This window comes from Micromonospora sp. DT62, assembly GCF_049847285.1.
GTDB lineage: Bacteria > Actinomycetota > Actinomycetes > Mycobacteriales > Micromonosporaceae > Micromonospora > Micromonospora reichwaldensis.
In genome coordinates this window covers 1-15,486 of sequence record NZ_JBNCOB010000021.1, presented here as the reverse complement: position 1 = coordinate 15,486, position 15,486 = coordinate 1, and the positions used below count along the sequence as shown (strand labels likewise).

General features: G+C 71.6%; 15 protein-coding genes. 11 read left to right on the top strand and 4 right to left on the bottom strand.

Features of this window, described 5'->3' with window-relative positions; translation table 11 throughout:
- Positions 1-4: 4 nt before the first annotated feature.
- Entirely contained in the window at positions 5-967 is a 963-nt protein-coding gene (locus ACPXCB_RS23880; protein WP_425877760.1) for a hypothetical protein, read from the bottom strand.
- 314 nt (positions 968-1,281) lie between these two features.
- Between ACPXCB_RS23880 and ACPXCB_RS23875 the strand changes: the two genes are divergently transcribed.
- The 8 genes from ACPXCB_RS23875 (at position 1,282) to ACPXCB_RS23840 (ending at position 9,212) form a co-directional block, all read left to right on the top strand.
- Positions 1,282-4,119 (top strand): Na+/H+ antiporter subunit A, encoded by a 2,838-nt coding sequence (locus tag ACPXCB_RS23875; protein WP_425877759.1) that lies wholly within the window; start codon positions 1,282-1,284, stop codon positions 4,117-4,119.
- Positions 4,116-4,601, top strand: coding sequence for a Na(+)/H(+) antiporter subunit C (locus tag ACPXCB_RS23870; protein WP_425877758.1), 486 nt, complete (start codon positions 4,116-4,118; stop codon positions 4,599-4,601). Before ACPXCB_RS23875 ends, ACPXCB_RS23870 begins: the two co-directional genes overlap by 4 nt.
- The gene (locus tag ACPXCB_RS23865; RefSeq protein ID WP_425877757.1) at positions 4,598-6,175 is read left to right on the top strand and encodes a Na+/H+ antiporter subunit D; all 1,578 of its coding nucleotides are present in this window, start codon (positions 4,598-4,600) and stop codon (positions 6,173-6,175) included. The genes ACPXCB_RS23870 and ACPXCB_RS23865 overlap by 4 nt, the downstream gene beginning before the upstream one ends.
- An 11-nt stretch (positions 6,176-6,186) precedes the next feature.
- The gene (locus ACPXCB_RS23860; protein ID WP_425877845.1) at positions 6,187-6,804 is read left to right on the top strand and encodes a Na+/H+ antiporter subunit E; all 618 of its coding nucleotides are present in this window, start codon (positions 6,187-6,189) and stop codon (positions 6,802-6,804) included.
- Positions 6,801-7,064: a monovalent cation/H+ antiporter complex subunit F gene (locus tag ACPXCB_RS23855; protein ID WP_425877756.1), complete on the top strand. Its 264-nt coding sequence runs from the start codon at positions 6,801-6,803 to the stop codon at positions 7,062-7,064. The genes ACPXCB_RS23860 and ACPXCB_RS23855 overlap by 4 nt, the downstream gene beginning before the upstream one ends.
- On the top strand, positions 7,061-7,423 hold the full coding sequence (mnhG, locus tag ACPXCB_RS23850) for a monovalent cation/H(+) antiporter subunit G (RefSeq protein ID WP_425877755.1): 363 nt from the start codon (positions 7,061-7,063) through the stop codon (positions 7,421-7,423). The genes ACPXCB_RS23855 and mnhG overlap by 4 nt, the downstream gene beginning before the upstream one ends.
- A gap of 143 nt (positions 7,424-7,566) precedes the next feature.
- Positions 7,567-8,133: an RNA polymerase sigma factor gene (locus ACPXCB_RS23845; protein ID WP_425877754.1), complete on the top strand. Its 567-nt coding sequence runs from the start codon at positions 7,567-7,569 to the stop codon at positions 8,131-8,133.
- On the top strand, positions 8,130-9,212 hold the full coding sequence (locus tag ACPXCB_RS23840) for a hypothetical protein (RefSeq protein WP_425877753.1): 1,083 nt from the start codon (positions 8,130-8,132) through the stop codon (positions 9,210-9,212). The genes ACPXCB_RS23845 and ACPXCB_RS23840 overlap by 4 nt, the downstream gene beginning before the upstream one ends.
- 316 nt (positions 9,213-9,528) lie before the next feature.
- Here the strand turns inward: ACPXCB_RS23840 and ACPXCB_RS23835 are convergent, their stop codons facing one another.
- A complete protein-coding gene (locus ACPXCB_RS23835) occupies positions 9,529-9,795 on the bottom strand; it encodes a helix-turn-helix domain-containing protein (protein WP_425877752.1) in 267 nt (88 codons plus the stop codon).
- 74 nt (positions 9,796-9,869) lie between these two features.
- On the opposite strand from ACPXCB_RS23835, the gene map reads away from it, so the two are divergent.
- Positions 9,870-10,688: a type I methionyl aminopeptidase gene (map, locus tag ACPXCB_RS23830; protein WP_425877751.1), complete on the top strand. Its 819-nt coding sequence runs from the start codon at positions 9,870-9,872 to the stop codon at positions 10,686-10,688.
- 138 nt (positions 10,689-10,826) lie between these two features.
- Here map and ACPXCB_RS23825 read toward each other — a convergent pair whose 3' ends face one another.
- On the bottom strand, positions 10,827-11,783 hold the full coding sequence (locus ACPXCB_RS23825) for a DUF817 domain-containing protein (RefSeq protein ID WP_425877750.1): 957 nt from the start codon (positions 11,781-11,783) through the stop codon (positions 10,827-10,829).
- A 1,303-nt stretch (positions 11,784-13,086) separates the two neighbouring features.
- Between ACPXCB_RS23825 and ACPXCB_RS23820 the strand changes: the two genes are divergently transcribed.
- A complete protein-coding gene (locus ACPXCB_RS23820; RefSeq protein ID WP_425877749.1) occupies positions 13,087-13,389 on the top strand; it encodes a DUF4193 domain-containing protein in 303 nt (100 codons plus the stop codon).
- Between the two features lie 9 nt (positions 13,390-13,398).
- Here the strand turns inward: ACPXCB_RS23820 and ACPXCB_RS23815 are convergent, their stop codons facing one another.
- Positions 13,399-13,710: a hypothetical protein gene (locus ACPXCB_RS23815; protein WP_425877748.1), complete on the bottom strand. Its 312-nt coding sequence runs from the start codon at positions 13,708-13,710 to the stop codon at positions 13,399-13,401.
- A 400-nt stretch (positions 13,711-14,110) separates the two neighbouring features.
- On the opposite strand from ACPXCB_RS23815, the gene ACPXCB_RS23810 reads away from it, so the two are divergent.
- The gene (locus ACPXCB_RS23810; RefSeq protein WP_425877747.1) at positions 14,111-15,388 is read left to right on the top strand and encodes a GNAT family N-acetyltransferase; all 1,278 of its coding nucleotides are present in this window, start codon (positions 14,111-14,113) and stop codon (positions 15,386-15,388) included.
- The last annotated feature ends 98 nt before the right edge of the window (positions 15,389-15,486 follow it).

The window sequence follows — 15,486 nt, the reverse complement described above, 5'->3', positions numbered from 1 at the left end:
GCGGTCAGGCGGGCCGCTCGGGCGGCAGGTCGACCACCAGTGCCGGGCCGGTCCGGCGGCGGTCGCCGGGGCGTCGGGTCAGCGCGACCACGGCGTCCGCGGCACGCGGGGACCGCAGCGCCTCCTCGGTCGGCCGGCGCGACCCGGCGCCGTCGGCGGCCGGGGCGACCGCCAGTCGCCGGGCGCCGGCCGGCGCCTCCGCCACGCTCGTCGCCGCCCCGGTCAGGCCGAGCGGGCCGGCGTCGGGCAGGTCCGCGGGACGGGTCCCGTCCGCGGCGTGCGCGGTGGCGTCCGGGCCGCCGCAGCGCAGCAGGGTGACGCGCCCCTCGGGGGAGACCTCCACCAGGGTGGCGGCGAGGTAGCCGCCCGGGGCGATGTCCCGCACGAGGTCGTCGAGGGCCCCGGCGATCCGCGGTAGCGATCCTCCGCCGCGCAGGGCCTCGTCGCGGAAGGCCGACTCCAGCGCCCGGGTGTGCTCCGGGCGGGCCAGGGTGGCGCCGTGCGCCATGCCGAGGAGGACGCGCAGGCCGCCCCGGCGCAGCGGTACCGCCGTCGCGACCTCCCCGGGGGCGCGGCAGACGGCCAGCGCGGCGCGTCCGGTGCCGGCGGGCATGGTGAACACGGCGACGTCGCGGGGCGCGGGCACGCGGGCGACGGCCCGCTCCTCGCGGCGTCGCCGGGCCCAGGCCAGCAGCGGTACGGCGGCCAGGCTCGCCACGGAGGCGCCGAGCGCCCACGGATCGGCGCGGTGCCCGGGTACGACGGGAACGACCACGGACGCCGCCAGCAGGACGGCCGCCCAGGCGGAGATCAGCGCCGCCACCCGGGGGCGGGTGGACACGCCGAGCAGCCCCGGAAGCAGCACCCAGCCGAGCGGCGTGCTCACCTCGGCCACACCCATCACGAGGGCGTTGCCCGTGGCCCCGGCGAGAGCCGTCCGGGTCGACACCAGCACCCCACTCCGCATCGCCCCACCCATCCGTCGCCCTCGATTTCCGGCGCCGTCGCGTCGCGCCCGGGTGCGCGTCGTCGCCCTGCTCGCCAGGTCGCCAAGGGTATCCGCAGGGTGGTCGATCGCCTCCTGATCATGATAAGCAGGAGGGGCGCAGGCGACGAGGCCGCCGCATCGCCCCCCGTGGACCTCCCGACGGGAGCCCGGCGGCCGGCCGTTCGCGCCGCCGGCGGGCACGGGCACGCCGGCGGCGCCGTATCGCCGATATGCAGATTCGCTCCTTACCGGTTAGGGTTGGCTAACCGGTTGTCGAACTCTGGGGAGGGTATGTGCTGGTTCTGGTGGCGGTCCACGCACTCGCAGCCGTGATCGCCCCGGGACTGATACGTATCTGGGGCCGAAAAGGGCTCTACCTGGTGGCCCTGGCTCCCGCGGCGACCCTGGTCTGGGCGCTGACCCGGACCGGGACGGTCCGCTCCGGCAATCCGGTCGTCGAGACGGTCACCTGGGTTCCCCAGCTCGGCCTGGAGATCGCCCTGCGGATGGGCACCCTGGCCTGGCTGATGGTGGTGCTCGTCGGCGGGGTCGGGGCGCTGGTGCTCGCCTACAGCGCCCGCTACTTCCGCTCCGACGACCCGGGCCTGGGCCGCTTCGCGGCCGTCTTCGTCGCCTTCGCCGGGGCGATGCTCGGTCTGGTGGTCTCCGACGACCTGCTGCTGCTGTACGTGTTCTGGGAGCTGACGACCGTCCTCTCCTACCTGCTGATCGGCAGCGACCCCACCAAGCGGGCCAGCCGGCGCGCGGCCATGCAGGCGCTGCTGGTGACCACCCTGGGCGGCCTGGCGATGCTCGCCGGGTTCGTCATGCTCGGGCAGCACGCCGGCACGTACCGCTGGTCGCAGATCGCCACCGACCTGCCCGGCGGCGGCTACCTGGCCGTGGCCCTGGTGCTGATCCTGCTCGGCGCGCTGAGCAAGTCGGCGATCTTCCCCTTCAGCTTCTGGCTGCCCGGCGCCATGGCCGCGCCCACCCCGGTCAGCGCCTACCTGCACGCGGCGGCGATGGTCAAAGCGGGTGTGTTCCTCGTCGCGCTGATGGGACCGGCCGTGGTCGGGGTCACCCCGTGGCGGCCGATACTGCTCGCCGGCGGGCTGATCACCATGTTCCTCGGCGGGTGGGCGGCGCTGCGGCAGGTCGACCTGAAGCTGCTGCTGGCCTACGGCACGGTCAGCCAGCTCGGCCTGCTGATGGTGGTCCTCGGCGCCGGCACCCGCGACACCGCGCTGGCCGGCGCGGCGATGGTGCTGGCCCACGCGCTGTTCAAGTCCACCCTGTTCCTCGTCGTCGGGGTCGTCGACCACGTAGCCGGCACCCGTGACCTGCGCGAACTCAGCGGCCTCGGGCGGCGGGCGCCGGCGCTCGCGGTGGTGGCGGGCCTCGCGGCGGCCTCCATGGCCGGCCTCCCGCCGCTGGCCGGATTCGTCGCCAAGGAGGCGGCGGTCGAGGCGTTCCTGCACGGCGGCACCGCCGACCTGGTGGTGCTCGCCGGCGTGGTGCTCGGCTCGGCGCTGACCGTGGCGTACACGCTGCGTTTCGTCTGGGGCGCGTTCGCGACCAAAGGCGACGTGCCCGCCACCGAGGCCCGGCCGGTCGGGTGGTCCTTCCTCGCGCCGGCCGTCGTGCTCGCCGCCGCCGGCCTGGCGGTGGGGCTCTTCGCGCCCGCCGTCGACAAGGTCCTCGCCCCGTACGCGGACCTGTACCCGAGCGCCGAGCCCGGCTACCACCTCGCGCTGTGGCACGGCCCGACCCTGGCGCTGGGCCTGTCGGCGCTGGCGGTCGCCGGCGGCGTGGGGCTGTTCCTCCTGCGGCACCGGCGGCGGCTGGGCTCGTCGGTCCGACTGCCCTTCGACGGGGCCGCGGTCTACGACCGGCTCATCGGCGGGGTGGACCGGCTCGCGGTGGAGCTGACCGGCGCCACCCAGCGCGGCTCCCTCCCCTTCTACCTCGGCGTCATCCTGTTGGTGCTGGTCGCCTTGCCGGGTGGGGCGCTGCTGGCCGGGATGCCCTGGCCGCAGCGGTTCCAGCTGTGGGACACCCCGTTGCAGGCCGTCGCCGCCGCGGTGGTGATCGTGGCCGCCGTGGCCGCCGCCCGCGCCCGGCGCCGACTGACCGCGATGATCCTCGTCGGCGTCGCCGGCTACGGCACCGCGCTGCTGTTCATCCTGCACGGCGCCCCGGACCTGGCCCTGACCCAGTTCCTGGTGGAGACCGTCACGATCGTCATGTTCGTACTGGTCCTGCGCCACCTCCCCGCCAAGTTCTCCGAGCGGCCCATCCGGTCCAGCCGGCGCGGTCGCATCGCGCTCGGCGTCGCCGTGGGCGTGGTCACCGCCGGCATGGCGTACGTCGCGGCGGGAGCGCGGATCGCCACCCCGATCTCCGTCGACTTCCCCGACGAGGCCGTCTCCTACGGCGGCGGCAAGAACATCGTCAACGTGACCCTGGTCGACATCCGGGCCTGGGACACCATGGGCGAGATCGCCGTGCTGGTGGTGGCCGCCACCGGCGTGGCCAGCCTCATCTTCCGCCACTCCCGGGACCTCGACCTGCGCAGGGGCATCCCCGGCGTCGGCCGCACCGAGTCGGCGCGGCCCCGCTGGCTCACCACCGGCGCCACCACCCGCCAGCAGTCGGTCATCCTCCAGGTCGTCACCCGGCTGCTGTTCCACGCCATCGTGCTCTTCTCGATATACCTGCTCTTCTCGGGGCACAACGCCCCCGGCGGCGGCTTCGCCGCCGGACTGGTGGCCGGGCTCGCGCTGGCCGTGCGCTACCTCGCGGGCGGGCGTACGGAACTCAACGGGGCCGCCCCGGTCGACGCCGGCGCGGTGCTCGGCGCCGGGCTGTTCGTCGCGGTCGGCACGGGCGTCGCCGCGATGCTGCTGGGCGGAGAGTTTCTCCAGAGCGCCCTGCTGGACCTGCACCTGCCGGTCTTCGGCCACGTCCACTTCGTCACGTCGGTCTTCTTCGACGTCGGCGTCTACCTCATCGTGGTCGGCCTGGTCCTGGACATCCTGCGCAGCCTGGGCGCGGAGATGGACCGGCAGCAGGAGACCGACCAACGCGAGACTGAACAGGCCGACGACCGGACGAAGGAGCTGGTGTGAACCCGAACCTGACCTACGTCCTCGTGGTGGGCGTCCTCTTCGCCGCCGGGGTGACGCTGCTGCTGGAGCGCAGCCTGACGCGGGTGCTGATGGGCGTCATCCTGCTCGGCAACGGCGCCAACCTCCTGCTGCTCACCGGCGGCAAGGCCGGCGGGCCGCCGATCGTCGGCACCACCGCCGAGGGGGACATGAGCGACCCGCTGCCCCAGGCCATGGTGCTGACCGCGATCGTCATCACCCTCGGCATGACCGCGTTCCTGCTCGCCCTGGCGTACCGCAGCTGGCACCTCAACGGGCACGACGAGGTGCAGGACGACGTTGAGGACCGCCGCATCATGGAGCTGGCCGACCGGGACGAGGGACCGGGCACCGCCGACAACGACGCCGGAGACGGTGACGGTGACGGCGACATCGCCCTGGTCACCGTGCCCGCAGACGACACCACGGCGAGCCCGGCCGGGGACGCGGGGAGGGGCCGATGACCTGGCTCGTACCCCTGCCGGTGGTGATGCCGCTGCTCGGCGCGGCGCTGACGCTGCTGCTCGTCGGCCGGCCCCGCGCCCAGCGCTGGGTCAGCCTCACGGTCCTCACCGCCACCGTCGCCGTGGCGGCCACGCTGCTGGTCCGCTCCTCGGTGGACGGGCCGCTGGTCGTCGAGGTCGGCGGCTGGGTGGCGCCGCTGGGCATCGTCCTGGTCGCCGACCAGCTCGCCGCGCTGATGCTCGTCGTCTCCGCCGCCGTCACCCTCTGCGTGCTCGTCTACTCGATCGGGCAGGGCACGGCCGACGGCAACGAGGAGACGCCGCTGGCGGTCTACCACCCGACCTACCTCGTGCTGACCGCCGGCGTGTGCAACGCGTTCCTCTCCGGCGACCTGTTCAACCTCTACGTCGGCTTCGAGATCCTGCTGGTCGCCAGCTACGTGCTGCTGACCCTGGGCAGCACGGAGACCCGGATCCGGGCCGGCACCACGTACGTCGTGGTCAGCCTGCTCTCGTCGCTGATCTTCCTGGTCGCGATCGGCCTGGTCTACGCGGCGACCGGCACGCTCAACCTGGCCCAGCTCGTGGACCGGCTCGACGCGCTGCCGGACGACATCCGGCTGATGCTGCAGGGGATGCTGCTGCTCGCCTTCGGCATCAAGGCGGCCGTGTTCCCGCTGTCGGCCTGGCTGCCGGACAGCTACCCGACGGCCCCGGCGCCGGTCACGGCGGTCTTCGCCGGCCTGCTCACCAAGGTCGGCGTCTACGCGATCATCCGCACCGAGACGCTGCTGTTCCCCGGCGGGCGCACCGCCGACCTGCTGCTGGTGGTGGCGGCGCTGACGATGGTGGTGGGCATCCTCGGCGCGGTCGCCCAGTCCGACGTCAAACGGCTGCTGTCGTTCACCCTCATCAGCCACATCGGCTACATGCTCTTCGGCGTCGGCCTGAGCACCTCCCTCGGGCTGTCCGCGGCGATCTTCTACGTGGTGCACCACATCACCATCCAGACCACGCTGTTCCTCGCCGCCGGCCTCGTCGAACGCCGGGGCGGGAGCACCGCCCTGGACCGCCTCGGCGGGCTGGCCCGACTCTCGCCGCTGCTGGCCGTCCTGTTCTTCCTGCCCGCGCTCAACCTCGCCGGCATCCCACCGTTCTCCGGCTTCCTCGGCAAGCTCGGCCTCGTCCAGGCCGGCGTGGACGACGGCAGCCCGCTGGCCTGGACGCTCGTCGTCGGCGGGCTGCTCACCAGCCTGCTCACCCTCTACGCCATCGCCCGCGTGTGGAACCTGGCCTTCTGGCGTGCCCCGCACCCGGACATGCCCGCCGCCGGCGACACCGCCCCGGCCGCCCGCACCGAGGGCGCCGAGCAGCCGCACCGGGAGGCGGACCCCGAGGCGTCGGGCGCCGTGCTGCCCCGGCTGATGATCGGGTCGACCGCCGCCCTGGTGGTGCTCGGCCTGGCGCTGACCGTGGTGGCCGGGCCGCTGTTCGACATCAGCACCGACGCGGCCGACGACCTGTTGCGCCGGACCCCGTACGTCGAGGCCGTGTTTCCGGACGGTGCCCCGTGACCAGTGACCCGATGAGCCCGCCGAAGCCCGTCGCGCCGGCGAACCCGCCGCTGACCCGCACGGCCCTCCGGCGCAACCGGATCGTCGCCGTGACCGGGCTGACCGCCGTCTGGGTGCTGCTGTGGGGCACCCTCTCCTGGGCCAACCTGATCAGCGGGCTGGTGCTCTCCACCCTGCTGCTGGCCGTGTTCCCGCTGCCGCCGGTGACCTTCGCCGGGCGGATCCGCCCGGTGCCGCTCGCGCGGTTCTGGGCGCGTTTCCTGCGGGACCTCGTGGTCGCCTCCGCCCAGATCGCCTGGCTGGCGCTGTCCGGAAAGCCCCCGCTCAGCGCGATCATCGCCGTGCCGCTGCGGGTCAACACCGACCTCAACCTCACGCTGACCGCCGAGGCGCTGTCGCTGGTGCCCGGCAGTCTGATCATCGAGGCCGACCGCACGACCGGCACCCTCTACGTGCACGTCATCGGCGTCCGCAGCCGCGACGAGGTGGAGCGGTTCCGCCGGGGCGTGCTGGAACTCGAGGCCCGGATCGTCGCCGCCATCGGCTCGCCCGACGAACTGCGCCGCGTGGCGCAACCTGACCCCGCCGGCCAGTCGGAGCCGGCCCACCCGGAAGGGGCATCCAGATGATCGCCGTCACCGTGACCGTCGTCGCGCTGCTCGCCCTGGCCGTCGGACTGACCCTCGTCCGCATCATCCGCGGGCCGTCCATCCTCGACCGGGCCGTCGGCACCGACGTCCTGCTCGCCGTCGTCGTCGCCGCCATCGCCACCGAGGCCGCCTACAGCCGCGACGCCACCGCGCTGCCCGTGCTGGTCGTCCTCGCCATCCTCGGCTTCGTCGGCTCGGTCAGCGTCGCCCGGTTCGCCGCTCGGAAGAACGACAAGTGACCCTCGACGCGGTCCTCGACGTCATCGCCGCGGTCTGCCTGATCGCCGGCGCGCTGCTCTGCGTCGCCGCGGGAGCGGCGCTGGTGCGCTTCCCCGACCTGCTCACCCGGATGCACGCGGCGGCCAAGCCCCAGGTGCTCGGCCTGCTGCTCGTCCTGCTCGGCTGCGCGCTGCGCCTGCGTACGGGGGTGGACATCACCACTCTCGTGCTCGTCGGTGCCTTCCAACTCGCCACCGCGCCCGTCGCGGCGCACATGGTGGGCCGGGCCGGCTACCCGCACGACGAGATCCGTCGCGACCTGCTGATCACCGACGAACTCGCGCCCCACCTGGACCGCATCAGCTCCGGCCGCTCCTGACCGGCGGGGCCGCCGCGGCACTCCGGTCGACGTGCGGACGGCACGGGAGTCGACCGACGCCGCCGCCGCTCGACGCCGTCTGACGACGACGCCCACGTGGCGACGGCCCGTCACGATCGGCGTCCGACCGGACATGGAGTGACGTGAGCTCCGTGACCGAGCACGAGGACCGTTTCCGAAGCGTCTACGCCGAAGGCTTCGAGCCGCTGCTGGCGTACGCCCTGCGGCGCGTCGAGCATCCCGAGGACGCGGCCGACGTGGTCGCGGAGACCTTCCTCGTGGCCTGGCGGCGCAGACACGAGATGCCGACGGAAGCCGAGACCCGGCTGTGGCTGTACGGCGTCGCCCGGCGGGTGCTCGCCAACCACCACCGCAGCGGCAGACGCCGGCAGCGGCTGGGCGAGCGGCTGCGACAGGGGCTCACGGCCGCGATCGCCGCCGACCCGGGCAGCGAGGTGCCGGCACGGCTCACCGTCCAGGCCGCGCTGGGCCGCCTCTGTGAGCTGGACCGGGAGGTGCTGATGCTGACCGTCTGGGAGGGCCTGGAGCCCCGCGAGGCGGCAGCGGTCCTCCGGGTGAGCCCGGCCGTCGTCCGTACCCGCCTCTCTCGCGCGCGGGCCAGGCTGCGCGACCTCGTCCGTGACGACCCCGACCCACCCGGACATGTACTCGACGTCCTGACCGCACCCACCCCGAAGGAGGGCCGATGACCGAGGAGCACCTCGACCGGATGGTTCGAGACGCAGACCCCTACCGACCCGCCGTCATCCGGCGCCTGGACGGGGCGAAGCAGACCCTCCTGGAGGAGATCATGTCCGAGCCGAGGCTCGAACGCGTCGTCGAGTCACCGCCACCACGCTCCCGAGCCGGCCGCGTCATCGTTCGCCGCCTCGCCGGCGCGCTGACCGCCGCCGCCGTCCTCACCGGCCTGCTCGCCGTGTCCACCGTGCTGCGTGAACGTCCGGCCGGCAGTCGGGCACCTGTCACGGATGCCGCCAGTGCGGGCGCCCCCGTCGTCTACTCGCCCGTGGCGATGAAGGCCGCCGAGGGGAACCCGCGGCTGCTCATCGACCAGCCAGGCTGGAAGGTGACCACCGTCTACGGGTTCACCGAGCAGCAGGGCACCATCGCGTTCAGCAACGGCGGGCGCCAGTTGGAGATGAACTGGTACCCGGCCGGACAGTACGAGGGCTTCCACGCCGACCGGCTCCACGTCAGCCCCCCGCAACCGGTGCGGGTCGACGGCTGGCCGGGCGACGTGTTCCGCTACAGCTCCGACGACTTCGCGGTCATGCTCCGCCCCCGCGACGGCGTCTTCGTCGAGCTCCGTACCGCAGGAGGCTGGAGCCGGGACGAGTTCGACGCGGTCCTCGCCGCCGTCGTCCGCGTCGACGTACGCACCTGGCTGGCCGCGCTACCGGCGGAGATCGTCACGCCCGCGCGGGTTAACGAGGAGGCGGCCAAGGTGCTCGCCGACGTGCCGCTTCCGCCGAACTTCGACCCCACCGCGCTGGGTGACGTCGGCACCAACGACTCCTACCAGTTCGGCGCCCAGGTGACCTCCCGGGTCGGCTGCGCATGGATCGCCGAATGGCTACGCGCGAAGCGGGTCGGCGACGCCGCCGCCCTCCAGCGCGCCGGCGACGCCCTGCGCAGCAGCCACAACTGGCGCGTGCTGCACCAGATGAACGACGAGGGCGACTGGCCGGAGGTGTTCTGGGAGATCGCCGACAAGGTCGCCGCCGGAAACCCGCCGCCCGCGTACGCCCAGGGGTTGGGCTGCGACTGAGCGCCTAGACCGTCGCCACGCCGGCACTCGCGCAGCGCGAGTGCCGGCGTCGAGGGTTTATTGCGGGCTGCCGTGCGGGTCTACGGCCTGCCGCGACGGCGCTGGGGCATCAGGAGAGCGCTGCCGCCGGCGCTACGCCTGGACCCGCGAGGCGAAGATGACACGTGCCGAGCCGGCGCAGTCCGGCCCGCAGGGTCGTCTCCGCGGGTGCGATTCCGCTCGATCAGCTAGCAAGCAAGATCTTCCAAGACACACCGCCGCGTCCGGTGACCAGCGTCGCCAGCTCGACCACCGAGCCGTTTCGGGCGGCTGGTCACTAGGACGCCTGGCGGACGGGCACGTCGGCCCGCCAGACATCGGCCAGGTCGCTGAGCGGGACGTCGAGGGCCTGACTGAGGCCGACCACGGTGCCGAACGCCGGCGCGGGAAGGCGACCCGCCTCGATCTTGCGTAGCGTCTCGGGGGAGATGCCGGCTGCCAGGGCCACCTCGACGAGGCTGCGGCCGGCCCGCGCGGCCCGGAGGGCGGCTCCGAGGCGCTGGCCCGCTGCGATCTGTTCGGCGGTGAGTGGTTGGCGAACCATGCCAGCAGGATACCCCCGGAGCATCCCGACCTGACGTGGTATAAAAATACCGCACAGGGGAGAGGGAGGCTGTCGTGATCGAGCTCAAGTCCGCCGAGGAGATCGACCGGATGGCGGTGACCGGCCAGTTCGTCGGCGAACTGCTCGCCGAACTGCGCGGTGTCGCCGCGGTCGGCGTCAACCTGATGGACCTCGAACACCACGCCCGCCGCCGGACCAAGGAACGCGGCGCCGAATCCTGCTACTGGGACTACGCCCCTTCGTTCGGCCGCGGTCCCTTCCGCAACGTGCTGTGCCTGTCGGTCAACGACGCGGTGCTGCACGGTCTGCCGCACGACTACGTCCTGCGCGACGGCGACCTGCTCAGCATCGACATGGCGGTCGGCATCGACGGCTGGGTCGCCGACTCCGCGCTCTCCGTCGTCGTCGGCACCCCCGACCCGGCCGACCTGAAGCTGATCGAGGCCACCGAGGTCGCACTGGAGGCCGCCATCACCGCCGCCCAGCCCGGCGGCCGCCTCGGCGACATCTCGGCCGCGATCGGCGAGGTCGCCCGCTCCTACGGCTACGGCGTCAACGCCGAGTTCGGTGGCCACGGCATCGGCCGCACCATGCACGAGGCCCCGCACGTGTCCAACGACGGCCGCCCCCGCCGCGGCCTGAAACTTAACCCCGGCCTCACCATCGCCATCGAGCCCTGGTTCTGCCGCTCCACCGACAAAATCAAGTTCGACAAGGACGGCTGGACGATCCGCTCCGCCGACGGCTCCCGCACCGCCCACTCCGAGCACACCGTCGCCATCACGGCTTCCGGCCCCCAGGTCCTGACCCGCCGCCCCCCTCAGGGCGTCGCCTCGGCCGGCCCCACCACGAAGTCCGCCGCAGCCTCCTGACCCACTGCCCGCCTCGGGCGTGAGTGGATATCGACCGGACAGTGGGCCGGGGCTGCGCCGACGGCTCTCGCGGACGGCGGTCCCGCTGACGACTCTCGCGGACGGCGGTCCCGCTGGAAGCGGAGACCTGGTCAGGATTCAGAGCGTCTGACTGTTCCGCCGCTCCTGCTGGCCGGTTGGCACCGGGTCGGGCGCCCTCTCATCGGCCTGTCGGGGCGGCTGCCGGTCGTCGGGCGGTTGCGGCGGCGAGATCCAGGTGACCAGCACGACCGAAATGATCATCAAGAGGAACCACGACGTCAGCTTTGTCAGCGAGACCGGATGCCATCCGCCCACTTGGCTCGGGTAGAGCCAGGCGTTCGACCAGGTGGCGATGTTCTCCGCGAGCCAGATGAAGAAGGCGACGAGGAGGAAGGCCAGCAGCAGCGGTATCCGCCACCGCACCCGGAATATGCGGAAGTGCATGACACAGCGCCCGAACACGAGTGCGACGAGCGCGACGAGCAGCCACCGCAGGTCCTGCACGTAGTGGTTGGCGAAGAAATTGAGATAGATCGCAGCTGCCACGGCGGCCGTCAACCAGCGTTTCGGGTAGCGCGTGAAGCGCAGGTCGAACAACCGGTTCACCCGGACCATGTAGGAACCGACCGCGGCGTACATGAAGCCGCTGAACAGGGGCACCCCGCCGAGCCGGAGCACGCCGTCGGGCTCGTAGGTCCACGAACCGATGTGGGTCTTGAACAGCTCCATGAGCGTTCCGACGAGGTGGAACAGGACGATCACTCGTAGCTCGCGCAGGGTCTCGAGGCGACCGGCCACCATCGCGACCTGGATGGCGATGGCGGCGACCGTGAGGGCATCGTTGCGGGCGAACGCTGCTTCGTCCGGATACCACAGGTGCGCCGCGCAGACGACCGCGAGCATGGCGGCACCGAACACACATGCCCATGCCTGTTTGAGCCCGAAGGCCAGGAACTCGGTCAGCCACCCGGCCGGCCCGTGACGCGGCAGCCGGGCCAGCGCGACGCGCAAGCGGGCATCGATCGCGCGTTCGGCCGTGGTGAGCGAGGCCGGTTCGACGGGGACGTGTCGCATCGCCCGAGGTTAGTGCTCTCGAAACGGCGACATCCGCGCCGGCGGCACGCGGATGGCCCGCACGATCGCGACTGGCCGGACGGCGATGACCACAGCAGCCGGCGGCACTGGAAGACCTACGGCTCGTCGAGTGGGCCGCAGGACGGCGCTTCGACCTGTACTTCTACGACGAGTCGTGCACCCTGCTCGGCGTCGTCGGCCGCCGACGAGTCCGGCACCATCCCGGGCGGGACCCGGTACGTACTGGCCCAGCTCTGTCTGGGCGCCGCGTGCCGTTCACGCTCACCGCGACGGGCGCGAGGTGATGTAGAGGCGCGGCGAGCCCGAACCGCTTCCCCCTGAAGCTGTCCGTGCCGCCTGTCGAATGTTGGCTGCCGGATGCCCGGCAGCCACCACCCGACATCCCGGCGGCCCGCCGTATGCCGGAGCCATCGCCGGGGTCCCGCGTCAGATCTGGCGCGCGTCGGCCTGAGGCGCAGTACTAAGATCCCGGCGTCACGCCGTTCGCCGAGCTTCCGGAGCAGTCTGCGGCTGGCGATGGTCCGCAGTAAGCCCCACGAATCCAGGGAGATACCGATGTCGGAGCCTGATCCCGTTCAAGACGCCCACGCCGAGGATGCCGACACGCCAACCACGGCCGAGACCGAGACCGAGACCGAGACCGACGACCCTGCCGTTTACGAAAATCGGGCTGCCCGGCGCGGGAAGAGCAAGGGCGCCTCGCCTCAACCGTATGGAAAGGGTCAGCGCCTTGACGGTCGGGGCTCGGTCCAGGGCCCGCGCCAGTGGGGCAACCGCCGGAGCGGCTGATCCGTTGGTGGAGCCTTCGTCGGCACACGGCTCCGGGTGTCTGCGGCGACGGTGGCGGGGAGCAGGTGGCGGGGAGCAGGTGCCGGGGAAGCAAGTGCCGGGGGTGATCCCGTCGAGGCACTCGTGCCGTACCGTGCGCACCCGTCTCTCCGCGTACACGTTGGCCTCGGCGCTTGTGGCGGGGTGCGCAGGATGTCGATGCCTTCAGAGGCAGGAGCGCGGGCGCGCACTTCGCGTCGCGGTCACGGATTATCTCTTCGCGAGGGCGACAGACGGCAACGACCGGTCCGGGACACCGTCTGGCAGTGCCTGTCGGGGGCCGGCCATGGCCGGGGGAGTGGGAGTCATTCTCCGCCGGGATGGCGATCACTGCCTATGGCGCCCTCGCATCCAAGGGCGAGCGCTACCCTTCCACCGCTCGCTTGAGCGCCACGACATGGGCCGCGGGTTACCGACGTGACACCCGTGAACCAAAGCCGGAGAGGCCATCACGATGAGCAAGCCCATCGATTACGACGCACCGCGCCGACCGGCCGTTGACGTTGAAGACGACAGCCTGGAGGAACTCAAGGTGCGCGGCGCGGCGCCGCAGTCAGCAAGAGTCGACCTCGACGAGGCCGAGGCCGCCGAGAACTTCGAGCTGCCCGGCGCGGACCTGTCCGGCGAGGAGCTGACTGTGGCGGTCGTGCCAATGCAGCCGGGCGAGTTTCGATGCGCGCGCTGCTACCTGGTGCACCACCGCAGCCAGCTCGCCGCGCAGGCCGACGGCCGGGACGTCTGCCAGGAGTGTTCCTGACGTCCACTGTCAGGCCGCCACTTCCCGCCACTCCGGACGCCCACCCAGCCATGCGCCGGCGAGGATCTCCGCAGACGCCCGACCCGGACAGGGATGTAGCTTCGACCGACCTGCGGTGCCGCCGGCCTGCGCTTCTACCTCCCATCGCTGGCCGTCGGTGCGGATGTAGACGTCGCGACGTCCCCGCATACTCCGGTCCCCGTTCCACCAGTGCCGCTCGATTCTCACCTGCTGACCGTATAGCACGCTTGCGGAAAGACCAGCCATAATGATCTTGGGAAGATGATCGAAGCGATTCAACAGCGCGCCGACGGCGACCACGTTCGACCTCCTCGGCGCACGTACCTCCCAGCCATCCAGTCAGACCCCAGCGCAGGTCATGTCATGAGCTGTCCGACTTTCATCACCCGGGCGCCGAGACGGGCGGCGCCTACACCGTGCGCTGTTGCACTGGGGCGACCACCCCGGCCAGGTCACGATCGGTGCGGCGGTCGCGGATCGCGGCAACACCCTCAACGGGGACACGTTGATCGGGCTGGCCGACGCGATACAACGTGCGTGGGTAAGGCCGAGCGGCGGTCCACCGCCACCGCCCGATCGGGCGGTCCAGTCGTGAAGACGTGCTGATCCACCTGCACAGGGTCCTCGGTCCCCTGTTGGCCCTCGCACCGATCCATCGGCGGCGATGTGGCGGGTTGAATCGGCGGTCCACGATGGGTGGATGACGACAGGCAGTGCCGCAAGGCGGCCCCGAAGCACCGCAGCGAGCATTCATGATGCGACGGAGGCTGAGATCGCCGCGCTCGTCGCACTGGACGAAGCCTGCTTTCCGGTCGACGACGAGACCCAGAAACCCGCGGCCCCGGGCGAGATCGAGAACGCCGTGCGTGAGGGCCGCGTCCGAGTGGTGCGCCTCGACGGCCAGGTCGTCGGTTTCCTCCGACGGGAAACGCCATCAATGCACCATCTCTACATCGGCGCGTTGGGTGTGCATCCCGACCGCCGTGACCAGGGCCTCGGGGCCGCGCTGCTCGACGATCTGCTCGATATCGGTTGGGCGCCGGAACGCCGCGAACTGCCGTCCGTGTCCACGGTCACGAGCCCGCAGAACCTGGCGATGCTTGGTCTCTTGTTGTCCCGGGGTTTCGTGGTGCGCACGCTCATGCCGGACTACTTCGGTCCGGAACAGGACAGGTTCTACTGCCAGTACAAGTCGCGGGTCGAGTACGTCGACCCGGATGACCGGTTCATCGTTCCGGTGAAGGGCGCGCTCCAGTGGTCCGCGCTGCTCGCGTCGGAGTCGTACCAGATCACTGCCCTGCTGTGGCTTCCCAGCGGGCCCGCGTTCGAGATCTCTCGCTTCGAGAAGGATGATCTGGGTGCGCTCCAGTCGGACGAGACCAGCGCCAGCGTCGCCTTCACCAGTGGCATCCTCGCCTCGATAACCTTCCTGCTGGGGCTCTCCTTCGCTTACGCCACCTTCCCGGACGCGGTACGCATCCTGCTGATGGGTGCGGCCCTGGCAACCACCTCGTCTCTGATCATCTATGCGAACACCTCGGGTGAACTGGCCCGGCTGCGCACGAACAGCTTCGGGCGGTACGCCAAATGGGGCAATGTGCTGTCCGAGTTCGGTGGTGTCTTCCCGTTTCTGGTTTCGCTACCGGTGACCTTCGCGCAGGTGACCTCCTCGATGACGGCTGCGCTGTTGGCGGCCCTGCTGTTCTCCGCAGCGCTCTCCCTGTACGACCGGTCGGCTTTTACGATTTCCGCGCGGTTCCGGCAGAGCGGCTGGACCCGGTCGCTGTCCCTGGTCACCGCAGTCGCCCCGCTGGCCGGAGCCGCGACAATTCGCCTCGGACCGTCCTGGCTCACCTGGGTCTGGACGGGCGCCGTCGCCCTTGCCCTCATCTCTCGGTCGTACATCTGCCTGGCACGCCGCGGAGACGAGACCACACCTACCATTGCCCTCGACCGTCGTTGGCAGATTCGGCGCTGAGCCGCAGGCTGATCCCGGTGAGGTCACGTCCGCGCTGGTGGTGTAAGAGACGGCCATCGCGGGATCCGGTCTGATGCTATGCGGCGATCGGGGTCGGG